Origin of the sequence: Faecalibacillus intestinalis (genome assembly GCF_003024685.1) — a bacterium.
Classification (GTDB): Bacteria; Bacillota_I; Bacilli_A; order Erysipelotrichales; family Coprobacillaceae; genus Faecalibacillus; species Faecalibacillus intestinalis.
This window is the reverse complement of record NZ_PYLQ01000003.1, coordinates 48,460-69,782: the sequence shown is the minus strand read 5'-3', so window position 1 is coordinate 69,782 and position 21,323 is coordinate 48,460. Positions and strand designations below refer to the sequence as shown.

The following is a 21,323-nucleotide window of genomic DNA, read 5'->3' as shown; positions in this document are numbered from 1 at the left end:
GACTATTTTTGTTATGATGTAACAGTCAAAGGAGTCACATATGTATAAATTATTAGATTATGATATAACTGAATATAAACAATTAGAAAATACTTTAAATGAGTTATCTAAACAAGGTTACAATCCTACTTCTTTAGGTAAAATCAGCCGTTTTGAAAAAAATGAGAAACACTACTACTTCCATGTAGGTTTACTAATCAAAAAACCGGCAACTCCTAAAAGAAAAGCATTACATGATTTTATTAATGAATATGAAAAACAAATGTTTGATTATTATGGTAAAATAGGAAAATTTATTATTTTTACAACAGATAATAAACGTGCTTTACCTAAAGAAAGACAAAAAGAAATTGATGAATACTTAAGTACTCGTAAAATCTCTGTAACCACTTATTTTGTTTTATGGATTTTCTTTTCTTTTTTTGTCGCACAGCTTGTTTTACAAAAAAATCAAATTCAAGAATTTCTTACAAATGGAAGTATTTTAATTCATTACTTACCTCTTCTTCTCTTTGCGACAATTCTTATTCGTTGCCTTTATAAAATTGTTTTAGCCTGTCAAAAAAGCTTTGGAAAGATTATTAAACATATCTTCTACGCTATGACTATAGTTACTTGTGTAGTTGCTATACTTGGATGTATTTTAGATATTACTGATAGAAAAGATATTCCTTTAAATCAAAATATTTTAACATTGCAAACATTTGATAAAGAAACAAATTTAAAAAAATATCCAAACTACAAATATACTAAAAGTTTTATTGTTGAATCTACTTCTTATTTTGAAGAAAACAACCAAGGTAATCTCATGTATAGTAAAGATTATTGTTTTAAATCAACTGACAAAACAAACACTTTCTTTAAACGTTATTTAAAAACGTATGATGATGTTCCTGTTATTAAAATTGATAAAAACACTTATCTCTTTAAACTTGATACATCGTATGATACTTTACTGTATAAAAAAGAAAATCATTTCTATTTTGTTTCTGCAAACTTCAGTTTAAAAAATGATTATCAAAATATTATTGAGTTTTATAAATAAACAAAAAATCCACTCCAAAGTGGATTTTTTATTTACCTGTAATAATAAGATAGATAAGAAGTAAAGCAATAATAATCATTGTTGAAATAAGGACACGTCTTTCAAATTCGCTATAATCATCATGATAAAGATAGTGTGCTAAATAGTTAAGAACTAACGCTATAAGCAAAAAGATTCTTCCAACCATAAAATAAGACGTATTCATCACCACCGGTTCAATAAGCAATAAAACATCAACCAAATTGATTTTATATTTATGATGTGGTTTGCAAATTTTATACAGTAATTTCTTCATTAATAAAACGTACTCACTTCTTCTATTGTTTTTCTTTTTGGCATACTTGGTTCAATATCTGGATAACCCACACCTATGACAGAAACAATTGTTTCTTGTACAGGTATTTCTAAAAGATCACGGATCGCTCTTTCATCCCTGATTCCCATAACAAGTGTTCCTAAACCAAGTTCAGTTGCTTTAAGAATTAAGTTTTGATTAGCTAGTCCACAATCATAAACACCCCAACCATTTTGTAATTCGTTGTCAGGACTTCCGTTTCTTTGAAAACCTGCTCGATCTTTAACAAATGTTGTCACAATTAAAACAGGCGCATCAGCTATATTTTTTTGATTAAATTCAGGTAAACATTTTTTCTTAAATTGTTCCAACATTTCTTTTGATTGAATAACATGATATCGTGGTGTTTGACTATTTTTCCAACTTTCTGAATAGATAGCTGCTTGAATCATTTCTTCAATTTTTTCTTTTTCCACAGGTTGTTGTTTATATTTACGAATACTTCTTCTTTGTTGTAAAACATTTTGTAACTCCATAATTTTCACTCTCCTACTTTTATTATAAAAGAAAAGACTATCGAATGATAGCCTTACTTATTTAATTCAATCATAAGCTCACAAATCTTATTTGAAAAAGCTACTGGATCTTCAATAGATAATCCTTCAATCAATAATGCTTGATCGAATAACAATGAAGCATAATCATTGATCTTATCTGCATTATTTTGATAAACATTTTGAATTGCCTTGAAAATATCATGATTTGGATTGATTTCAAGAATTCTACCTGCTTTAACATCTTGACCATCAGGCATTGCATTTAATACTTTTTCCATTTCAAAAGATACACCTTGATCAGATACTAAACATACTGGATGAGATTTTAATCTATTTGATACTTTAACATCCACTACTTTATCTTTTAAAGATTCTTTTAATGATTCTAATAATGATTTATTATCTTCATTGATTTTTTCTAATTCTTTCTTTTCTTCTTCACTATCTAAGTTTAAATCACCTTGAGCAACGTTTTTGAAAGCTTTAGAATCATAATCTCTCATCATTTGAATCATAAATTCATCAACATTATCCATCATGTATAAAACATCACAGTCACGATCTCTAACAGCTTCTACTTGAGGTAAATGAGAAATCTTTTCTTTTGTTTCACCACTTGCAAAGTAGATTTCTGTTTGTCCTTCTTTCATGTTTTCAACATATTCTTTTAAAGTAATCATTTTTTCTTCTTTACCAGAGTAGAATAAAAGTAAATCTTGTAATTTATCTTTTAACATTCCATAGCTTTGATAAATACCAAATTTTAATTGTAACCCAAAGTTTTTAAAGAATTTTTCATATGTTTCACGATCTTTTTTCAACATATTTGTAAGTTCACTTTGGATTTTCTTTTCAATACGATCAGCGATGACTTTTAATTGACGGTCATGTTGTAACATTTCTCTTGAAATATTTAATGATAAATCTTGTGAATCAACTAACCCTTTAACAAATCTAAAGTGTTCTGGAATTAAATCACTTGCTTTATCCATGATAAAGACACCTCGACTATAAAGTTGTAAACCTTTTTCATAATCATTTGAATAGAAATTCATCGGTGGTTGACTTGGAATAAATAACAATGCATCATAAGAAACATTTCCTTCTACTGATGTATGAATAACTTTCATTGGATCAGAGAAATCATTGAATTTATCTTTATAGAATTCATTATATTCTTCATCTTTAATATCTTTTTTATTTCTTTTCCATAAAGGAACCATTGAATTTAATGTTTTATTTTCAACGACATCTTCATATTCATCACTATCTTCTTTTTTCTTAGATGTTGTCACATCCATTTTAATTGGATAATGTACATAATCAGAATATTTTTTAACAAGAGATTCAATATGGTATTGATCTAAATAATCATCATAATTTTCTTCTTCTGTATTATCTTTTAAATAAAGTTTAATTGTTGTTCCTGTTGGTAAGTTATCTGTTTCAAAGATTTCATAACCATCACTTGCTTCAGATACCCAAGTATATCCTTGATCACTACCATAAGCTCTTGATGAAACTTCAACTTTTTTAGCTACCATAAATGCTGAATAGAAACCAACTCCAAATTGCCCAATGATATCAATATCATCACTTTCAGTTTCATTTTTAAATTTGAAAGAACCGCTATTAGCAATCGTACCTAAATGTTCTTCTAGTTCTTCTTTATTCATTCCAATACCATGATCAGTAACAGTCAATGTTCTATTTTCTTTATCAAAAGCTAAATCAATTGTAAGATCACTTTTATTGATTTCAGAAATATTTTCTGTTAACGCTTTATAATAAAGTTTATCTGTTGCATCACTTGCATTAGAAATCAATTCTCTTAAAAAGATTTCCTTATGTGTATATATAGAATTAATCATTAAGTCTAATAATCTTTTCGATTCTGCTTTAAATTGTTTTTTTTCTGCCATAATATATCCTCCTTTAGCACTCCTGTCGTTTAAATGCTAAAGATAGTATATTACTTTGTTTTAGCATAGTCAAGCACAGAGTGCTAATTTTTTAAGAAAATAAAATGATTGACTTACAATCATTTATTTCGACTACATTTTTGAGCATCTATCGCAAGAACAATCATTAAAACATAAAAAGCATCTTCGTCATGTTCTATTGTTAAAGAATATGTATCACTCATATGAAAGATTTCTTTATTAATTAAACCAATAATATTTCCTGAATAATCCACGATCTGATAATCCCATTCCCAAAAATTTCCTTCTATTTGCCAATCTTTATAATCTAAAATAAATTTAGGTTTAAAGAAAGTAAACTCTTTGGTAATTTTACCAATATATTCATCATTTTCATATAAAGCAAAACGTGGTAAAAACGTTAATATTTCTTCTTTGATCGTACCAAGATGTTCACCATACTTATTATAAATAAAAAGTTTATGTCCAAAACTGAGTTGTCCTTTCACTGTATAGACAGTTTCCCCCTTTTCATCATATATATCATAACTGTCTAGCCATGAAAAAATACGCTGTTTAAATAATAGTTTCATAAGATTCCCTCCAATTTTTAATAATGTCTATTTCTTCTTGCTTTTTCAATATCTATTACAGTTGTTAAAATGACGAAATTTAAAATATCTTCCTTTAAATCAACTGAAATATCATATGTATCTAAAATATTTCATAATCTTTTTTCAATTCTTCCAATAAGATAATCATTTTCATCTTTTACTTCATAATTATATTCAACATATTCTCCACCAACATTCCATTTTCGATAATCCACTAAAAAATAAGGAATAAAATAAGAAAACTCTTTTTCTACAGCACTAATATATTCCTCATTTTTATAAATAAAAAAACAGCTGATCTAGGATTTTCTTCAATCTTAGCAACAATATTTTCATGAGCATCATATATATAAAGTTGATACATAATTGCCATTTTTCTTTTTATAATATAAAACAATTCATTATTTTGATTTGTTACATAAAAGCGAAAAATAAAAGATGGTTGTTGTCTAAATAACAACTTCATAGAACTCACCTCTTATCCATATTGTAGCAAAAAAACAACAAAACAAGCAAAGCTTATTTTGTTATAAAAATTATAAGTATTTAACTGTTTCAGCCAATTCTTTTTTTAAATGATGATTAGGAAGTGGTTCTTTTTGATTTCCATATCCTAAATCCAACATCATAACAACTTCTTCATTTTCAGGTAAATCTAAAGCTTTTTTCATTTCTTGAGGATCAAAGAAATTGATCCAACAACTATCAATTCCTGCATTATAAGCAGCCAACATTAAATGAGTGGCTACAATGGTAGCATCTTCAATTCCTGAATTTCTTTCATTACCTGGATAATCAAAAAACATTGTTTTTATCATAAGCTACAACTAAAACAGTAGGTGCATGATAACGACAAGGTGTACATGCATCTATTTTATCTAAATATTCTTTTGATTGAACAACATAGATTTTTTGTTCTTGCAAGTTTTTAGCCGTTGGAGCAACTCTTCCTGCTTCCAATATTTCCATTAATTTTTCTTTTTCTATTTGTTGTGTAGAAAAATCTTTACATGAATATCTGTTTTGAATAACATCTTTAAATTCCATAATATATCTCCTTTTTTATTTTCTAATAAATATATTAAATATTTGAGTACATTTGGTAAAGAAAAATTATCAAATACTTGATGTTCTCTATAGAAAAAAGTTTACTAAATAACTTTAAAAATTTTTCTTACTTTCAAACTCTCCTCTTATCATGTTCTTACTTTTTATTGGTTTAATTTCTATATAAAAAGCCGTGGAGCTTCAAATTTTACGTAATTGGAACGAAGTCATCCACGACATATATATAATAGTATATATTTCAACTTAACAAAAGAAAAAACTGTTGATTTTTTATTTTTTTCAACAGTCTAAACAAATCATTTTATTTGATTTGCTTTTTTACTTATATATTAACTTATTAATTAATGATTTTTAAAACATCTTCTTCATTTGTAATATTAAATATATTACGTGTTAATATATTTAGTTTTTCTAATGTTGCATTGGTTAGTTGTAATTCTAGATTATTTGAAATAGTTCCTAGTTTGATTTCTAATTGTTCTTTTAGTGTACTTCTCTTTTCTTCAAGTTTTCCTTCACTTCTACCTTCATTTCTAAATTCTTCTGCCATTCTTTCCATTCCTTCACACATATCGATTTCATCTCCTTCTGGTAAGTCTCTAATTAAATCTAAACTTCCTGTAATGATGGCTGCATAAATAAAGTTATCTCTATTCATCTTTATTCTTCGATGTAATCCTTCATAGTTTCCTTTATACATTTCTTGGATAGCTTCTATAAAATATCTTGTTTGTTCATCTTTGATCTTACTGGCATCTATTTCTTTGACATCGACAACTTTGATTTTCCAATCATTAACATATTCTTTTAATTCTTCTGGTATATCAAAGTAATCATTTAATTCTAAAGGGGTATTCTATTTTTTATCTCCTGTATAAAAACAATCATAACTTGAGGAACTAATCTTTTAAGCTTTTTGTTTTTTAACTGTTTTAAATACTCCAACATTTCATAGTTGCCACATCGTATCACCATATTCTTATCGATCGTACTTTGATGTTCAATACTGAAGAGACAACAGACACCATCAACATCTGTTTTTACGACAATGTCCCTTCTTCTTTTTTTATCTTCTGCACTCTTTGTATCATCGATAATAAGTGACATATTATTTTCATAACGAACAAGTCTTTCAGGATGAATGACCTGTTTGCCATCAAACAAGATGGCATTAGAAAAAGAAGTAAAATAGGTATCATTACTGAAGAAGGAACGACAGGCACTATCGGGTGTTAAGTTATTTGTTAGGATCAATTATTATTACCTACTTTCTTTTTTATTTGAGGTAACTTATCTAGATTGGTTACAAATAAATTGTATCATATGTCCTTCTCTATTTCGTCTCGAATTTGTTTCGTATTTGTCTCAGTTTTGTCTCAAATTTAATTCACAAATATTTCTTTTTTTATTATTTTATCTTTCCTTTTTCCTTCTTTCAATGGACGGATAGTCCAATGAATAATTGTTTCTTATATAATAAAAGCCTGTCAACAAATTATTTTGTCAACAGGCTAAATACATATTATTAATCTAAATCAGCACCGTTTGATTCGAATGCTTTTTTGATCCATTGATATGATTTTTTAGGAATACGTTTCATATCTCTTAAATCTTTATTTGTTCTATTTACATAAACAAATCCATAACGTTTATCCATATTACACATACTTGCTAGAATATCAATTGGTCCCCAAGTAATATATCCTAAACAATCAACACCATCTTCAAAGATTGCATTTTCCATTTCTTTGATATGATCTCTATGATAATTAATACGATAATCATCTTCAATTGTACGACCTTCAGCTAACATTTGATCTACTTCTTCTTGACTCATATCTTCACGCCAACCAATACCATTTTCAAGAACGAATACTGGAAGACCTGTTCTATGATGTAAATCATTTAATGTCCATCTAAATCCAACTGGATCGATTTCCCAATCCCATTCATTTGCTTCACAATGAGGATTTTTAATTTGTTTTTCATTTACACATTCATGAGCTGGTCTTTCATAATCAAATTCACCTGTTTTAACAGTGTTTGAACGATAATAAGAGAAAGCAATATAATCAACAGTGTATTTTAATAATTCTTCGTCACCTTCTTCAAAAGTAGGCATCCATCCTCTGTTTTCAAGATAAGCATTCCAATAATCAGGATATTTACCTTGAGCAAATGTATCAACTAAGAAACCATTTAATAAATTATATCCTTTAGTAGCAAAGAAATTATTTTCTGGACTATTTTCATAAGCATAAATATTAGTAATAGCACCCATACCACAGAATTTAGCATCTGGTTGCATTTGTCTTAAAGCACGTACTGCTTTACAGTGAGCCATCATAACATTGTGGTTTACTTGATATAAGTGTTTTGGATAGCTAACTCCTTCAGGAATAACTTCAGCATTAGAAACACGTAACATCATACTGTGTAAGTTTTGTTCATTGAATGACATCCAATGTTTAACACGATCTCCAAATCTTTCAATACAAACTTTAGCATATCTTTCAAAACAATCTACAACATAACGAGATGCAAATCCATTATATTCTTTTACTAAATGATAAGGCATATCAAAATGAACTAATGTAATCATTGGTTCAATACCAGCAGCTAATAATTTATCAATTAAATCACTATAAAATTTAACTCCTTCTTCATTTACTGGTTCATCTAATGTTCCATTAGGAATAATACGAGACCAACAAATAGAGAAACGATAAAAGTTGAATCCCATTCCTTTCATTAATGCAATATCTTCATCATAACGAGTATATTCATCAATAGCATCGTTCCAATCAGAAAATTCAGGATTCATAGGTCTTACATCATAAACACATAAACCTTTTCCTCCTTCATTTCTATGTCCTTCTGTTTGGAATGATGAAACTGATCCACCCCAATAAAAATCTTTTGGTAATTTTCTTTCCATAAAATGTTCTCCTTTTTTATATCCACCTAACATTTTAATCATCTCATCTTGAAAGTAAATATCTTCGATATTCCTTTTTATAATGTTTCATATTTAATTAAAATAAAACCCATTTCATGAAACTTTGTTCCATGTTATACTATAAATGGTGATATAAAATGAGTATAATGACACAATTAGAATTTGAGTTAGATTTCTCTCATTCAGAAAAAGAAATCGCCCATTATATATTAAACGAGGGAGAAAAAGTTTTAAATCTTTCTATCAAAGAACTCGCTAAAAAAACATATACTTCTCCAGCTACTATCGTAAGACTTTGTCATAAATTAGGTTTGGAAGGTTATGGTGATTTTAAAATCAAATATTCTGCTGAATTACAATTTGATTTAGCTCATACAGATCGTATAGATGTTAATTTTCCCTTTAATGAAGAAGATAATGATTCCATGGTTGCTTATAAACTAGCTAGTTTAAATCAAGAAGTCATCGCGGAAACCATCCAATTGATTGATTTTGAACAACTTCATCAAATAGTTGAACTACTTGATCAAAACAAAGATATCGATATCTATGGAACAGGAAATTCATTACTTGCAGCTATGTCTTTCCAACATAAAATGATGCGAATACAAAGAAACGTTAATCTCAAAATGCTCGCTGGAGAACAAGTCTTTATGTCTTATAATTCCAATGAAAACAAAATAGCAATGATTATTTCTTATTCAGGGGAAACCAATGAACTTATTAAAATAGCAAAAATATTAAAAGAAAAGAAAACACCTATCATTGTTTTAACTTCAATTGGTGATAATCGACTTTCCCATTATGCAAGCTATATTTTAAATATTGGATCACGGGAAAAGATTTTTACCAAGATAGCCCCTTTTGCTTCACAAACATCGATTGAATATATTTTAAATGTGATCTTTTCTTGTTTATTCAAAAAGAATTATCAAAAAAACATCCAAAATAAAATAAGCTATGATAAAGAAAATGACGTTCGTCATCCTTTACATAGCCCTGTTAATGATATCATAGAATAAAAAAGGGACAAAATAAATTTTGTCCACATGGTAATAATCTTTGAAGATTATTACCTTTTTCCTTAAAATGTTAGTTGGTGATTTTATGATTGATGATACTAACTATGCTGACTGCCTTGCTTTATACAATTTTGATCATGTCGATAAGATCAAAGGCAAGGAATCTTTTTCCTATATCTTTAATGACAATATCAACTATATCCGCTCTCTTTATAATAGAGGTAAGATCAGAAACGTTACCTATGATACCATCCAGAAAACTATTCTTTGTGGTTTCATCTATCTTGGCTATGATCTTTTTGTCTGCCCTCATTGCGGTAACGAATCTATCGTCCCTCACAAATGTCACTCCAAGCTCTGTACTTCTTGTGGTACCAAAGAGGCTAAATTACGTGCTGTTCATATTTCCTCTATCGCTCTTGATGCCAGGCATCGTCATATCGTCTTTACTATCCCAAAACACTATTTATAAAGAAAATATGAAATATTAAATAATGCACTTTCTAGTTCATTATCTTGTATTTCATTATCGACATACTTTTGAAAAAGTTTCTTTTCAGAATCCAATAAAATGTCACTGTTAAGTAATTCAAGAAAATTTTTAGCACATAAACAAATAACTTCTTTAAAGCGGTTCATTTGTTTTTCATAAGAACTTTTTGTCATATCTTTCAAAGAAATAAATATTGTTGGATACTTATTTTGATCTTTTAAAGCATTTTTATTTTTTGAAATATTTAAATAATCAAATAAATAAGCATTTTCTTTTTCTTTAATAGAAAAGAAATAATACAGCATCGACATATTAAGTGTCTTACTAAATCTTCGCGGTCTTGTACAAAAGACAACTTGTTCATTTAATACATCTATAATTAGATTTGTTTTATCTACATAATATGCATTTTTATCAATCATTTCTTTAAAGTTTTCTATTCCTGTAGGTATTAGCTTCATATAATCAACTCATTTCTTTATTTACATATTATATATGATATAAACCCTGATTTATATTGGATTATTTGTCCAATAAAAAAGAAGTCTCATCAAGAAACTTCTTTTTACTATTATTATTCATCACCAAATGAAATACCAATTGCTTTAGCTGCTTTAACAAGTTCACCATTTGGATCAACATGTTTTTGTTGACCAATCTTCGCAGCACCAATTACTTCTTCTAATGAAGTATATCCCATCTTATCACCATTAATTGTAACAACATTACCAAACTTACCTTCATTAATAAGTTCAACTGCAGCCACGCCATAACGAATAGATAAAATACGATCATATGCTGTAATATCTCCACCACGAATAATATGTCCTGGATTAACTGAACGTACTTCATGATTTGGAATTACTTTTTCAAGATCATCAGCTACTTTAGCAGCAAGTCCTGAATATCGTACTGGATCTGGACTATCTTCTACGATTTTACCAATGACTTTTGTTCCGTCTGCATATTTAGCTCCTTCAGCAACAGCAACAACAGTATAAGGTAATCCCATTTCATCACGTTTTTTAATTGCTTTAGCAACATTTTCAATTGTAAATGGAATTTCAGGAATCAAACATACACCAGCATTTCCTGCAAGACCTGCATATAATGTAATCCATCCAGCATCTCTACCCATTAACTCACAACAAATAACACGATGATGTGATTTTGCTGTTGTTTGTAAACGATCAATAAATTCTGTACCTACTGACATGGCTGATATAAAGCCATATGTAACATCTGTACTTGCTAAATCATTATCCATTGTTTTAGGTACACCAATAACATTGACACCTTTTCTTGAAAAATCACGTGCACTTGTAAGCGTTCCATCTCCACCTAAAATAACTAAAACATCAACACCATCTTTTTTCAAATTTTCAACAGCCACATCAGAAACATCTTTCTTTACTTTTCCACCATGACCATCATCTACTAAATAATCAAATAAATTATCTTTATTAGAACTATATAAAATAGTTCCTCCTTCTTTATAAATATCTTCTACCGATTCTTCAGTAAGTTCTACATAATTATTATGGTATAAACCTCTATAACCATAAACAAATCCAATCACTTCATAACCATATTTAGAGATTGCAGTTTTAGTAATTGTACGAATAACAGCGTTTAACCCTGGACAATCACCTCCACCAGATAATAATGCAATTTTTTTGACAGTACTTCCCATAATTTTCTTCCTCCATACTATATAATTATAAATTCACCTAGAGGAAAAAACAATACTTTTTTGTAAGCGTTTACAGTTATTTTATTATTTGCTTTGTTTTTGCATCATTTGGTAGATACCTTCTAAAGAAATAACTTGTTGAACAGGTTTAATATTTGCTCTTTCTTCTACTGTATTTCCATAATCAACTTCCATCAAAACACCTGAAGCATAAGTTGCCATTTCACTATTCAAAAACACTATAGGACCAGCCATTTCTTTTGAATATGCTAAACGATTAGCATATCCACAATGTGATAATAGTCCTTCTTCACCATGCGCCATTTCTGTAAATTCACTTTTCATACCTGTATCTGTCGATCCAGGTAATACAGCATTCACTCTGATTTTCTTACTAGCAAAAGATTTTTGTAAATATGCTGTATAATAGTTCATTGCTAATTTAGAATAAGGATAGCCTAACGTACCTGGTAAATATTGGAATCCGGTTTTCATAATCGCCTCTACTGTTGCATTCCAACCTGATGCTAAAATAGCATCTATATAATATTTTTTATTTTCTTCCTTTTCCCAACCATTTCCACCAGTTGAAGTCATAAATGCAATTGTACCATTTTCACTCATACTATGAATAAGATATTCTTCACAAATATATTTATTAGCAATAAAATCTATACTGACCGTTGTCATAAAATCATTTTTCATACCTGATACTCCTGCAATTCCAAAATATGAATCTATATGGCTAGGCAACTCTTTCATCGCTTGATCGATAGATTCTTTCTTTGATAAATCTACATGTACATATTGTTTTATTCCTTTTACATCACATTCATTCCAATCAAGTGCATATACTTTCGCACCTAAATCTACTAACATTTCTGCTGTTGCCTTTCCCATTCCTGAACTTGCTCCTGTTACAACAACATTTTTGTTTTGATAACCAAAATAATCTTTCATTTAATCATTCCTCCTTAACTTCATTATATTTTTTTGTAGATTTTCTACAAATAAATATGAACATATTTAGACATTATGTAAGGATTATGTTATAAAAAAGATAGGTGATATCATGAATAAATCAATTAAGACAAAAAAACAAGTATCAAAAACACTTATTAAACTATTAAATTATAAACCGCTTGATTTAATTACAATAAAAGAACTTACAGAAAAAGCAAATGTGAGTCGAACAGCTTTTTATAACAACTTTCATACATTAGAGGATGTTCTTAAATATATTTACCAAAACGCTCATAAACAAGTCTTCAAAGACAAATATTCTCATCTTAGTTATGTCTATAGTGATGAACATATTAAAGATATGATTCACTTTTTTGATAAAAACAGTAAATTACTCCTTGTTCTTATAAAATGGAATCTTATAGAATTTATTGCAAAATATAATACCGAAATCGTGCTTAGTTATACTCAACACTATAAAAATAAATTCATACGTGAACATGCTTTTTATTTTATAAGTTATTATCATGGTTCATTGTTCAATATTTGTACCTATTGGATTGCAAGTGGTAAGCAAGAATCTTCAGATACACTCTTTAAAATGATTAAAGAATTCGAAAAAATAAAATTTGTATATAATCAAAAAGGATAATCCATATACAATTACATATATGGATTTCTTTCTTATTGAATAGGTAATTCATAAGTAGCTTTTGTTCCTGAATAATCCAATTCTACAATCAACTTAATCTTAGAACTTTGTTGCTTTAAACCATAAGCCTCTTCCCCTTCACTTTTTGTCCCTATAGGTGCTGTTTGGGGATAAGTATTTATAGAAGCTGGATAAGTTTCACAAACATTTCCACCTTCATCAATCACTTTAAAGTTAATACTTGAAAAATAAATATCATCTTCATTTGCTATATTTTCATAAGAATAATGTATGATAATGACTTGTTCTGGTTGACTATCTGCAAATTCATTACGATCATCTGTATTTCTTACTGAATCAACTGTAAAATGAATCAAATCTTTACTATTTTTAGTATATGTTACAGTTTCACCTATCGTATATATTTTTTCTTCTTTCTTTTCTTCTGTTTTTGTAGGTTTATTTGTATCTTTTTCTTCACTACTTCCACATGCTCCTAATGTAAGTGTTACAAACAAAACTAAAACTATCTTGATTATTTTCTTCATTGTTGTACTCCTTTATTTTGTTTAAAAATTGAAATAATTGCTAGAACAGCATTTATTAAACACCATCCTGCCCAAACATTTAAATCACTAAAACTTCCAGCAAGTCCTATACCTAAAAAACTTGCTAGTAAAAATAAAATAACAACTGCAATATTTCCTCCATTTTTTTGACTATTTCTTACAGCAATTGAAACAATTCCTCCTGCTAACATAAAAATAGAGACAAAAACACCAGCACTTCCTCCTACTTCTCCATTAGCTGACATTGTATTAGCAGTCCCTACTAATACAGATTGAAAAAAGACAATCACACTAAAAATAATTGATAAAATTCCTGCTACTAATTTCCAAATTTTCATATTTCCCCTTCCTTTCTTTTTTGTCTATTCCTTTTCTAATACCTCATATAAAATATATAATTCATGAATACCTAATTCTAAATCATTTAAAATCGTAAATATTTGTGATTCAACTTGATTAAACTCTTCTCTTTCATTTAATACATCCAAATGATCTTTTATCCCCTTAAACAATGATGCTAAATAAAGAATCTTCCCAGCTATATCTTTACTTTGGTATTCTTCTATATCCATACATAACCTCCTTATCTTAGAAATAGACTACATCTATAATGTATCTTATAAGACAAAAAAAAAGGTGCCCCCTCGGGGCACAATCAAAGATACATTAAAAGAGTTCCAATAATAAGAGAAATAAATAATAAAATAAGCCAAGAAATAATCGTTGTTAAAACTTTTACAGCAATCCCATGATTTTTATAATAAGGTAAATAGTCCCTAACAGATAAATAGTTTGTAGAAAATAAAAGTGTTATAATAAACCAAGAAATTAAAATCAAGCGATAAACAAAATACTGATACTGACTTATTGGTTGATTTTCAATCTTAAAACTTATTAAAATCCATATAAATAAAAGATAACCCATAATCGCTACAATCATCTTCCAAAGCTTACCACTTCTAAATCCCGGTAAAGCTTTAGGATGTTTGATTTTCTTTTTTTTCTTTTTTTCAATATGAAATAATTGATCTAAATCTTTAATAATTTCTTTTACATCTTGATATCTGCCTTGAGGATCAATAGCAATCATCTTATCAATTATTCTCTTTTCTATTCCTTGTAAGTCATAATCTCTAGGCAACTTATTAGTAAGTAAAACATGATATAAAACTCCCAAAGAATAAATATCACTTCTTATGTCTGTTTGATAAAAACCAAATTGTTCAGGAGCTGCATAACCTTGACTTCCTAACACCGTAGTATCTCTTTTTTGATTTTCACTATAATTTCTAGCTATATCAAAATCAAAAAGATAGACTTGTTTTCCATCATAAAAGATATTTTCGGGTTTAATATCACGATGAATAATTTGTGGATCTTGTTGATGCAATACATCTAAAATAATACATAATTGTCTTATAATTTGATAAGCTTCTAAATTTGAAAAAGTATGTTCATCTAAAATATCAGATAATGTTTGACAAGCTAAATATTCTTCGATGATTTCTAAACCGTCTTCATTTTCTTCTATTGAATAAATATGTGGTATTCCTTCTATATCTAATTGTTTTAACTTTTCCCAAATTGTTTTATTATATGTTTTCAATTCTTTTTTTATATAAATATTTCTTTTATCTAATTCTCTTACTAATGTAATTCTTTTTTGGGGTGTTTCTTTAATAACTTCTAATTCTAAAACTATCATATCTTGTCTCTCCGTAAAATATAGTATATCATATTTTTAGGTGATGATATGATTTTAACAGAAGAAATAGAAAACTCTTTAAAAAACGAAGCAGATATTGATGATCTTTTAAAACAAATTCATGATATGGATTTTTCTGAATATATCCATCATTTGTTTAAAAAGTATCGTTTAAAAGAAGCAGATATTATACGAAAATCAGGATTAGAAAGAACTTATGCTTATAAAATTATCCGTGGCGAAAAAGGAAAAAATGCAAAGGATAAAATCTATCGCTTAGCTCTTGCTATGAATTTAACCCAAAAAGAGACAAATCATTTATTATCTTTAAATAATGCAGGTGACTTATATCCTCATAATGCCAGAGATCTTATTTTATTAAATGGCTTGTTAAAAAAACAAACCGTAGAAGAAGTCAACATTGAACTTTATAATCATGATTTAGAGCCTCTAAAAGACTAATAGGACTTCTAAGGAAGTCCTATTAGTCTTCATTATAACGATCTAAAATATATTCAGCATTTTCTGCCCATAAGCCATTTTCAACTTGAGTAAGTGTTTTATACGTTTGAAAACGATAAAATTTCCTACTGCTTCTTCAAAATCAATTTTTTCTTGTTCCTGAATAAGATTAATAACTCTATGAATTTGAATACATATATTCATCGTAATATCTTGCCCATTAAAATAGTAAATATCATGCATAGAACTTTCTCCTTTAAATTATTTTCAATTTAAAAGATAAAACCACATTAATAAGCTTTTCATTTTTTACTATTTAATAAGTTGACAATCATGTCATAACATAGATAATTAATTAACAGGTGATGAAAAATGTATAATATTTTATTAATTGAAGATGATAGACCTTTAAATAAAGCAATCTCTGTTTATTTTAAAAAAGAAAAATTTTATGTATTATCTTCTTTTAGCGGTCAAGAAGCACTTGACATACTCTTTCAAAATAATCTTGATCTTATTATTTTAGATATCAATCTCCCTGATTTATCTGGTTTTGATCTTATTGAACAAATAAAAATTATTAATTCAAATATTCCTATTCTTATTTTATCTGCCTGTGATTTGGATTCAGCTATTTTACATGGTTTTAATTTAGGTGCAGAAGATTATGTAACAAAACCATTTAATATTGAAATTCTTCACAAGAAAATAAATGTTATTTTAAAAAGAAATACAAAAAACACTTTCTACAAAGATGACCATCTATTTTTTGATAAGAATACATCTAAATTAGTAATCGATAATAAAGAAATCAAATTAACACCTCTAGAATTCAAATTATTATCTTTATTTTTAGAAAATCAAAATCAAATAATTTTAAAAGAAACAATCATTGAAAAAATATGGGATTCAAATGAAAATTATGTTGATGAGCATACATTGCTTGTTAATATATCTCGATTAAGAAATAAGATAGAAGATGATAAACACCATTATATTAAAACTGTTTATGGCCTAGGTTACAGGTGGTGTCATGATGAATAAAATCATTGCAACTCTTTATGTTTTATTTTTATTTTCTATTTCAATAATCATTTTTATTTCAACAAATTCTATCTTAATAAAATGCTTAATCATCTTAAATTCATTAGTAAGTATTCTTATGTACTGTCTAAACATCTTTTCTTTCAAATCAAGAATAAATCATTTGACACATTATATTTTTAATACTTTTGATAAAACAGCAACTCAAAGCAATAAAGAATATGAAGAAACGATTGACTCAAAATTATTACATCAAATTAATAAATATAAACAAGAATTGGATATCGAAAAAGAAGAAACAATCCATTCTAAACAAGAAATTCAGTCATTAGTCACTCATATTTCTCATCAAGTAAAAACACCTTTAGCTAACATTAAAATATACAACGATTTGTTAGCACGTAATGACTTATCTAAAGAAGAAGCTATTGACTTTCATATAATGCTTAATCAACAAATTAATAAACTTGATTTCCTAATGGAATCTCTTATTAAAATGTCTCGATTAGAAACAGATATCATTCAATTAAATATTGAAAAAAATGATCTTTATTCTACTCTAATTGAAGTAATTAATCATGTTTTCTTACTTGCTGAAAAAAAACATATTAATATCGAACTATCCAAAAATACACATATCTCTGCCCTATATGATGAAAAGTGGACTCAAGAAGCTATTTTTAATGTTTTAGAAAATTGCATAAAATATTCAAATAAAAATACAACCATAACAATTCAAATATCAAAAAATACTTTCTTTTCTAAAATTACAATTACTGATCAAGGAATTGGTATAAAAAAAGAAAACTATAATAATATTTTCCAAAGATTTTATAGAGCACAAGAAGTGCAAGATGAAGATGGTATTGGGATTGGACTCTATTTGACAAGAGAAATCTTATCTAGAGAAGAAGGCTATATCACTGTTCAATCCGAATATGGAAAAGGTTCGACTTTTACAATCTATTTAAAAAGATAATGGATTTTTTTAATTCATTATCTTTTTTGTAACAAGTTTGTGATATTTATTTTGTAGAATATAGATAATCTAAGGAGAGTGCTTATGGAAATCGTAAAAACAATAAACTTAAAAAAATATTATAAAATGGATAACTATACTGTAAAAGCTGTGGATAACATTAACTTGAATATTAACAATCATGAATTTATTGCAATTGTTGGAAGTTCTGGTAGTGGAAAATCTACTCTTTTAAATTTACTTGGTGGATTAGATAAACCTACCAGTGGAAAAGTATTTATTAATAATATTGATATTACATCAATGGATGAAGATGAACTGGCTATTTTTAGAAGAAGAAACATTGGTTTCATTTTTCAAAATTATAATCTTATTGGTAATCTCACTGTTTTAGAAAATATCACTTTACCTATTGAACTTGATGGTAATGAGATTCCATATGATTTTATAAACGAAATACTTCATGTTTTAAAACTAGAAGATAAAAAAAATATATATCCCAATAAACTATCAGGTGGTCAACAGCAACGTGTTGCTATCGCTAGAGCGCTGGCAACAAGACCATCTATTATTCTTGCAGACGAGCCCACTGGAAATCTTGACTCAAAAACTACTCAGGAAGTTATAGGATTAATTAAAAGAACAAGTCATTTATTTAAACAAACAATCGTCATGATTACTCATAATGAGGATATTGCTCAATTAGCTGATCGTATTATAAAAATTGAAGACGGAAAGTTGCGTGAAAACAATGATGAATAATAATAAAAAAGCAATCAATAAACTCACATTATCAACATTAAAAAATAAAACAAAAACACTTTTTATGTTTGTCTCTATCATTCTTGTTACTTTTATGATTTATAGTATTTTTTCAATTGGATTCAGTTACTATGACAATTATCAAACCTATAATCTACGAAGTGCAGGGACAACAAGTCAAATCATGATGACGAATCTTACTAAAAAACAAAAAAACAAATTAAATGATTTAGATTATATTAAAAATATTGGTAATCAACACTATTATGGTCGTATTAATTTTGAAAATTCCTATTCAGATAGTCAAATCGTTCTTTCTAATTATGATGATATTGAATGGAAAGAAGACATCTTGCCTACAATTGCTTCATTTGAAGGAAATTATCCTACAAAGAAAAATGAAATTGCTTTGTCAAGATGGACATTAAATAAATTAGGTTATAAAAACAAAAAAATTGGTGATTATATTACTTTAAATATAAATCATCAAAAACAAAGATTTAATATTAGTGCTATTTTTACTGATTATTTAATTGGTCGAGATCAAAAAACCAAAAGTGCTAATGTTGCTGCAGCAACTTTTTATTTCAAAGATCATCATCAAGAAATTAATCAAATAGGAAATATTATTATTTCGAATATGTACGCTAAATCACATTCGTCTCTTTATCAAGTCACAATGGTCTCTCTTAAAGATAAACACCAAGATGCTGATAAGATTATGTCCCAATTAAATAAAGACTTAAACTTAGCAAAAAATCAAAAACTCTATAGTTTCGGTCTTTTAGCAAATAAAACAGACGGTTTGTTGTCTATTGTAGCATGTGCATTTCTAGCAATTCTAATTGTGTTAAGCGGATATTTTATTATCAATAATATTATGCAATTGTCTATCAATAATGATATTTATTTTTATGGACAACTTAAAACAATAGGAACGACCCCAAAACAAATAAAATCGATTGTAAAAAAAGAAACACTATTTTATGCTTTATTAGCAATTCCTATGGGATTAGTGTTTGCATCACTATTTTCATATTTTTTAGTACCTTATACACTTCGGCGATTAATATCGGGATCAGCTATTGAAAACATCTTTCCATGCAATGTTTCATTTAGCCCTTTCTTGTTTTTAATTGTTATTATTTATGTCTTGCTTACTATTTGGGTAAGCAGTAAAAAACCAGCAAAGATTGCTAGCAAAATATCACCTATTGAGGCAATTAGATATAACGGTCTAGGTAATACATCATATATAAATAGATCATTTTCTATTTTCAAAAAAAATCGCATACTGTCTCTCGCTATTAAAAATATTTTAGGAAACGGTAAAAGAAATATTTCTGTTATACTTTCACTATTTATTGGATTATTTTCTTGTTTAACAATTTATTCTGCCATTTCAAAGCCAGATTATAATATTCTTTTTGCTAGACAACAGCCTTATTCTTTTAATATCGAGGCAAATAATCCAAATAACGAAGGAAAGCAAAGTGATATAACCAATAAAGAAATCTCAAAAGTACAATCTTTAAAAGAAATAACTGAATTAAAAATCGTTAAAACTGCTTATTCAACAGTTACAGGTTCATCTAAATTTTTGCAAAAAGAATTAGGTAAGAAGAATAGTTTTGCTAAAGAAAGCAATCATTTTAAAGCAACTATCATTCTTTTAAATGAAGATGATCTTTCTCATTTTTCTAAAACAAATAAAACAGATAACATATCATTTTTAAATGGTGATAGCATCTATCTTTTAGATACATCTGTATCACGTAAGTATATAAAGGATTCCCTTTCAATACAAAATAATAACGGTGAACTTATCGATTATAAAATTGAAAATTTATTTAAAGAAGATTCTAATTTTCTACAAGATGCCCAAAATTATTTGATTTCTGATAGTGATCATATCTGCATTTATATGAGCGAAAAAGGTCTTGAAAAATTACAAATAGATCCAATTTATGAAGAATTAAAAATCAATACTAAAAATGTCAATAATGAAAAACTTCAAGAAAAACTTTTAAGTATTTTTAAAAACTGTACTATCGCTTTTAAAAGTCAAATCAACACCATCAAGCAATTACAACCAATTATAAATTGCTTTATGTTTGTAGGTATTCTTTTTGCATGTATTTTACTTATGTTAGGAATCTTCAATTTTATTAATATTATTATCATGAATATCAATTCAAGAAAAAAAGAATTGGCTACATTAGAAGCAATTGGAATGACAAAAAAACAACTGTATAAGTTGCTTTCTTTAGAAGGTATTATTTATTTTGTAATATCTCTAGTACTACTGACAATTATAGGAATTCCGTTATCGAAGATGATTGTTTCTTTATTTCAAAATACGCTTTATTATTTTAAATATCATTTTTCATTTCTTTTATATTTTTTAATTAATTTCATACTATTTATAATTTGTTTAATTACACCAAGAATATATTATACAAAAACAAAAAAAAATAAATAAACAATTTAAATTTATTTAATAAAAAGAGGCATAAAAT

27 protein-coding genes are annotated in these 21,323 nt (G+C 27.4%); 9 read left to right on the top strand and 18 right to left on the bottom strand.

Annotation, left to right across the window (positions count from 1 at the left end; translation table 11 throughout):
• The first annotated feature begins 40 nt into the window (after nucleotides 1–40).
• Nucleotides 41–1,045 (top strand): DUF2812 domain-containing protein, encoded by a 1,005-nt coding sequence (locus C7U54_RS03450; RefSeq protein WP_107029322.1) that lies wholly within the window; start codon nucleotides 41–43, stop codon nucleotides 1,043–1,045.
• A gap of 28 nt (nucleotides 1,046–1,073) precedes the next feature.
• Here C7U54_RS03450 and C7U54_RS03445 read toward each other — a convergent pair whose 3' ends face one another.
• From C7U54_RS03445 to C7U54_RS03405, 10 genes are all read right to left on the bottom strand, one after another.
• On the bottom strand, nucleotides 1,074–1,340 hold the full coding sequence (locus C7U54_RS03445; protein ID WP_022001738.1) for a hypothetical protein: 267 nt from the start codon (nucleotides 1,338–1,340) through the stop codon (nucleotides 1,074–1,076).
• Nucleotides 1,340–1,876, bottom strand: a complete 537-nt coding sequence (locus tag C7U54_RS03440) for a nitroreductase family protein (protein ID WP_107029321.1) — start codon at nucleotides 1,874–1,876, stop codon at nucleotides 1,340–1,342. Before C7U54_RS03440 ends, C7U54_RS03445 begins: the two co-directional genes overlap by 1 nt.
• 53 nt (nucleotides 1,877–1,929) lie before the next feature.
• A complete protein-coding gene (gene htpG / locus C7U54_RS03435; protein WP_107029320.1) occupies nucleotides 1,930–3,819 on the bottom strand; it encodes a molecular chaperone HtpG in 1,890 nt (629 codons plus the stop codon).
• A 119-nt stretch (nucleotides 3,820–3,938) separates the two neighbouring features.
• Nucleotides 3,939–4,412, bottom strand: a complete 474-nt coding sequence (locus C7U54_RS03430; RefSeq protein ID WP_022001735.1) for an LURP-one-related/scramblase family protein — start codon at nucleotides 4,410–4,412, stop codon at nucleotides 3,939–3,941.
• 271 nt (nucleotides 4,413–4,683) lie between these two features.
• Entirely contained in the window at nucleotides 4,684–4,899 is a 216-nt protein-coding gene (locus C7U54_RS03425) for a hypothetical protein (protein ID WP_107029319.1), read from the bottom strand.
• Between the two features lie 70 nt (nucleotides 4,900–4,969).
• On the bottom strand, nucleotides 4,970–5,251 hold the full coding sequence (locus C7U54_RS14870) for a nitroreductase family protein (protein ID WP_206603583.1): 282 nt from the start codon (nucleotides 5,249–5,251) through the stop codon (nucleotides 4,970–4,972).
• Nucleotides 5,229–5,480 (bottom strand): nitroreductase family protein, encoded by a 252-nt coding sequence (locus tag C7U54_RS14865; protein ID WP_206603582.1) that lies wholly within the window; start codon nucleotides 5,478–5,480, stop codon nucleotides 5,229–5,231. The genes C7U54_RS14870 and C7U54_RS14865 overlap by 23 nt, the downstream gene beginning before the upstream one ends.
• A 358-nt stretch (nucleotides 5,481–5,838) precedes the next feature.
• Complete coding sequence (locus C7U54_RS03415; RefSeq protein WP_107029318.1) at nucleotides 5,839–6,201, bottom strand: RpnC/YadD family protein; 363 nt, start codon at nucleotides 6,199–6,201, stop codon at nucleotides 5,839–5,841.
• A gap of 143 nt (nucleotides 6,202–6,344) precedes the next feature.
• The gene (locus tag C7U54_RS03410; RefSeq protein WP_107029317.1) at nucleotides 6,345–6,755 is read right to left on the bottom strand and encodes a hypothetical protein; all 411 of its coding nucleotides are present in this window, start codon (nucleotides 6,753–6,755) and stop codon (nucleotides 6,345–6,347) included.
• A gap of 271 nt (nucleotides 6,756–7,026) precedes the next feature.
• On the bottom strand, nucleotides 7,027–8,439 hold the full coding sequence (locus C7U54_RS03405; RefSeq protein ID WP_032091338.1) for a glycoside hydrolase family 1 protein: 1,413 nt from the start codon (nucleotides 8,437–8,439) through the stop codon (nucleotides 7,027–7,029).
• A 158-nt stretch (nucleotides 8,440–8,597) separates the two neighbouring features.
• Between C7U54_RS03405 and C7U54_RS03400 the strand changes: the two genes are divergently transcribed.
• The gene (locus tag C7U54_RS03400) at nucleotides 8,598–9,482 is read left to right on the top strand and encodes a MurR/RpiR family transcriptional regulator (RefSeq protein WP_107029316.1); all 885 of its coding nucleotides are present in this window, start codon (nucleotides 8,598–8,600) and stop codon (nucleotides 9,480–9,482) included.
• An 85-nt stretch (nucleotides 9,483–9,567) separates the two neighbouring features.
• A complete protein-coding gene (locus C7U54_RS03395) occupies nucleotides 9,568–9,954 on the top strand; it encodes a transposase zinc-binding domain-containing protein (protein ID WP_158562093.1) in 387 nt (128 codons plus the stop codon).
• Here C7U54_RS03395 and C7U54_RS03390 read toward each other — a convergent pair.
• From C7U54_RS03390 to C7U54_RS03380, 3 genes are all read right to left on the bottom strand, one after another.
• Nucleotides 9,945–10,436: an AAA family ATPase gene (locus C7U54_RS03390; RefSeq protein ID WP_107029314.1), complete on the bottom strand. Its 492-nt coding sequence runs from the start codon at nucleotides 10,434–10,436 to the stop codon at nucleotides 9,945–9,947. The genes C7U54_RS03395 and C7U54_RS03390 overlap by 10 nt on opposite strands.
• 113 nt (nucleotides 10,437–10,549) lie before the next feature.
• Nucleotides 10,550–11,668, bottom strand: coding sequence for a 6-phosphofructokinase (locus C7U54_RS03385; protein ID WP_022001105.1), 1,119 nt, complete (start codon nucleotides 11,666–11,668; stop codon nucleotides 10,550–10,552).
• 84 nt (nucleotides 11,669–11,752) lie between these two features.
• Nucleotides 11,753–12,628 carry an SDR family oxidoreductase gene (locus tag C7U54_RS03380; protein WP_107029313.1) on the bottom strand — a complete coding sequence of 292 codons (876 nt, stop codon included), beginning with the start codon at nucleotides 12,626–12,628 and terminating at the stop codon, nucleotides 11,753–11,755.
• A gap of 112 nt (nucleotides 12,629–12,740) precedes the next feature.
• Between C7U54_RS03380 and C7U54_RS03375 the strand changes: the two genes are divergently transcribed.
• Entirely contained in the window at nucleotides 12,741–13,283 is a 543-nt protein-coding gene (locus C7U54_RS03375) for a TetR/AcrR family transcriptional regulator (protein WP_107029312.1), read from the top strand.
• Between the two features lie 32 nt (nucleotides 13,284–13,315).
• Here C7U54_RS03375 and C7U54_RS03370 read toward each other — a convergent pair whose 3' ends face one another.
• The 4 genes from C7U54_RS03370 to C7U54_RS03355 form a co-directional block, all read right to left on the bottom strand.
• The gene (locus C7U54_RS03370; RefSeq protein ID WP_022001108.1) at nucleotides 13,316–13,831 is read right to left on the bottom strand and encodes an LptM family lipoprotein; all 516 of its coding nucleotides are present in this window, start codon (nucleotides 13,829–13,831) and stop codon (nucleotides 13,316–13,318) included.
• Nucleotides 13,828–14,190 (bottom strand): hypothetical protein, encoded by a 363-nt coding sequence (locus C7U54_RS03365; RefSeq protein WP_107029311.1) that lies wholly within the window; start codon nucleotides 14,188–14,190, stop codon nucleotides 13,828–13,830. The genes C7U54_RS03370 and C7U54_RS03365 overlap by 4 nt, the downstream gene beginning before the upstream one ends.
• 24 nt (nucleotides 14,191–14,214) lie before the next feature.
• Nucleotides 14,215–14,424 carry a hypothetical protein gene (locus C7U54_RS03360; protein ID WP_107029310.1) on the bottom strand — a complete coding sequence of 70 codons (210 nt, stop codon included), beginning with the start codon at nucleotides 14,422–14,424 and terminating at the stop codon, nucleotides 14,215–14,217.
• An 83-nt stretch (nucleotides 14,425–14,507) separates the two neighbouring features.
• Nucleotides 14,508–15,557, bottom strand: a complete 1,050-nt coding sequence (locus C7U54_RS03355; RefSeq protein WP_107029309.1) for a serine/threonine protein kinase — start codon at nucleotides 15,555–15,557, stop codon at nucleotides 14,508–14,510.
• A gap of 48 nt (nucleotides 15,558–15,605) precedes the next feature.
• Between C7U54_RS03355 and C7U54_RS03350 the strand changes: the two genes are divergently transcribed.
• Nucleotides 15,606–16,019 carry a hypothetical protein gene (locus C7U54_RS03350; RefSeq protein ID WP_107029308.1) on the top strand — a complete coding sequence of 138 codons (414 nt, stop codon included), beginning with the start codon at nucleotides 15,606–15,608 and terminating at the stop codon, nucleotides 16,017–16,019.
• A gap of 42 nt (nucleotides 16,020–16,061) precedes the next feature.
• On the opposite strand, the gene C7U54_RS03345 is transcribed toward C7U54_RS03350, so the two are convergent.
• Nucleotides 16,062–16,262 (bottom strand): hypothetical protein, encoded by a 201-nt coding sequence (locus C7U54_RS03345; RefSeq protein ID WP_241522562.1) that lies wholly within the window; start codon nucleotides 16,260–16,262, stop codon nucleotides 16,062–16,064.
• Nucleotides 16,263–16,391: 129 nt separating this feature from the next.
• On the opposite strand from C7U54_RS03345, the gene C7U54_RS03340 reads away from it, so the two are divergent.
• The 4 genes from C7U54_RS03340 to C7U54_RS03325 all read left to right on the top strand — a co-directional run bounded on the left by C7U54_RS03340 (nucleotide 16,392) and on the right by C7U54_RS03325 (nucleotide 21,286).
• A complete protein-coding gene (locus tag C7U54_RS03340) occupies nucleotides 16,392–17,063 on the top strand; it encodes a response regulator transcription factor (RefSeq protein ID WP_022001114.1) in 672 nt (223 codons plus the stop codon).
• Nucleotides 17,056–18,042 carry a sensor histidine kinase gene (locus C7U54_RS03335; protein WP_158574236.1) on the top strand — a complete coding sequence of 329 codons (987 nt, stop codon included), beginning with the start codon at nucleotides 17,056–17,058 and terminating at the stop codon, nucleotides 18,040–18,042. Before C7U54_RS03340 ends, C7U54_RS03335 begins: the two co-directional genes overlap by 8 nt.
• Before the next feature lie 84 nt (nucleotides 18,043–18,126).
• Nucleotides 18,127–18,804 carry an ABC transporter ATP-binding protein gene (locus C7U54_RS03330; RefSeq protein WP_032091355.1) on the top strand — a complete coding sequence of 226 codons (678 nt, stop codon included), beginning with the start codon at nucleotides 18,127–18,129 and terminating at the stop codon, nucleotides 18,802–18,804.
• A complete protein-coding gene (locus C7U54_RS03325; protein ID WP_162297485.1) occupies nucleotides 18,797–21,286 on the top strand; it encodes an ABC transporter permease in 2,490 nt (829 codons plus the stop codon). Before C7U54_RS03330 ends, C7U54_RS03325 begins: the two co-directional genes overlap by 8 nt.
• Nucleotides 21,287–21,323: the final 37 nt, after the last annotated feature.

Excerpts from the sequence above, each read along its gene's own strand:
- C7U54_RS03450 (WP_107029322.1), top strand. The coding sequence starts at position 41 with ATGTATAAATTATTAGATTATGATATAACTGAATATAAACAATTAGAA.
- C7U54_RS03445 (WP_022001738.1), bottom strand. The coding sequence starts at position 1,340 with ATGAAGAAATTACTGTATAAAATTTGCAAACCACATCATAAATATAAA.
- C7U54_RS03440 (WP_107029321.1), bottom strand. The coding sequence starts at position 1,876 with ATGGAGTTACAAAATGTTTTACAACAAAGAAGAAGTATTCGTAAATAT.
- htpG (WP_107029320.1), bottom strand. The coding sequence starts at position 3,819 with ATGGCAGAAAAAAAACAATTTAAAGCAGAATCGAAAAGATTATTAGAC.
- C7U54_RS03430 (WP_022001735.1), bottom strand. The coding sequence starts at position 4,412 with ATGAAACTATTATTTAAACAGCGTATTTTTTCATGGCTAGACAGTTAT.
- C7U54_RS03425 (WP_107029319.1), bottom strand. The coding sequence starts at position 4,899 with ATGAAGTTGTTATTTAGACAACAACCATCTTTTATTTTTCGCTTTTAT.
- C7U54_RS14870 (WP_206603583.1), bottom strand. The coding sequence starts at position 5,251 with ATGATAAAAACAATGTTTTTTGATTATCCAGGTAATGAAAGAAATTCA.
- C7U54_RS14865 (WP_206603582.1), bottom strand. The coding sequence starts at position 5,480 with ATGGAATTTAAAGATGTTATTCAAAACAGATATTCATGTAAAGATTTT.
- C7U54_RS03415 (WP_107029318.1), bottom strand. The coding sequence starts at position 6,201 with ATGTATAAAGGAAACTATGAAGGATTACATCGAAGAATAAAGATGAAT.
- C7U54_RS03405 (WP_032091338.1), bottom strand. The coding sequence starts at position 8,439 with ATGGAAAGAAAATTACCAAAAGATTTTTATTGGGGTGGATCAGTTTCA.
- C7U54_RS03400 (WP_107029316.1), top strand. The coding sequence starts at position 8,598 with ATGAGTATAATGACACAATTAGAATTTGAGTTAGATTTCTCTCATTCA.
- C7U54_RS03395 (WP_158562093.1), top strand. The coding sequence starts at position 9,568 with ATGATTGATGATACTAACTATGCTGACTGCCTTGCTTTATACAATTTT.
- C7U54_RS03390 (WP_107029314.1), bottom strand. The coding sequence starts at position 10,436 with ATGAAGCTAATACCTACAGGAATAGAAAACTTTAAAGAAATGATTGAT.
- C7U54_RS03385 (WP_022001105.1), bottom strand. The coding sequence starts at position 11,668 with ATGGGAAGTACTGTCAAAAAAATTGCATTATTATCTGGTGGAGGTGAT.
- C7U54_RS03380 (WP_107029313.1), bottom strand. The coding sequence starts at position 12,628 with ATGAAAGATTATTTTGGTTATCAAAACAAAAATGTTGTTGTAACAGGA.
- C7U54_RS03375 (WP_107029312.1), top strand. The coding sequence starts at position 12,741 with ATGAATAAATCAATTAAGACAAAAAAACAAGTATCAAAAACACTTATT.
- C7U54_RS03370 (WP_022001108.1), bottom strand. The coding sequence starts at position 13,831 with ATGAAGAAAATAATCAAGATAGTTTTAGTTTTGTTTGTAACACTTACA.
- C7U54_RS03365 (WP_107029311.1), bottom strand. The coding sequence starts at position 14,190 with ATGAAAATTTGGAAATTAGTAGCAGGAATTTTATCAATTATTTTTAGT.
- C7U54_RS03360 (WP_107029310.1), bottom strand. The coding sequence starts at position 14,424 with ATGGATATAGAAGAATACCAAAGTAAAGATATAGCTGGGAAGATTCTT.
- C7U54_RS03355 (WP_107029309.1), bottom strand. The coding sequence starts at position 15,557 with ATGATAGTTTTAGAATTAGAAGTTATTAAAGAAACACCCCAAAAAAGA.
- C7U54_RS03350 (WP_107029308.1), top strand. The coding sequence starts at position 15,606 with ATGATTTTAACAGAAGAAATAGAAAACTCTTTAAAAAACGAAGCAGAT.
- C7U54_RS03345 (WP_241522562.1), bottom strand. The coding sequence starts at position 16,262 with ATGCATGATATTTACTATTTTAATGGGCAAGATATTACGATGAATATA.
- C7U54_RS03340 (WP_022001114.1), top strand. The coding sequence starts at position 16,392 with ATGTATAATATTTTATTAATTGAAGATGATAGACCTTTAAATAAAGCA.
- C7U54_RS03335 (WP_158574236.1), top strand. The coding sequence starts at position 17,056 with ATGAATAAAATCATTGCAACTCTTTATGTTTTATTTTTATTTTCTATT.
- C7U54_RS03330 (WP_032091355.1), top strand. The coding sequence starts at position 18,127 with ATGGAAATCGTAAAAACAATAAACTTAAAAAAATATTATAAAATGGAT.
- C7U54_RS03325 (WP_162297485.1), top strand. The coding sequence starts at position 18,797 with ATGAATAATAATAAAAAAGCAATCAATAAACTCACATTATCAACATTA.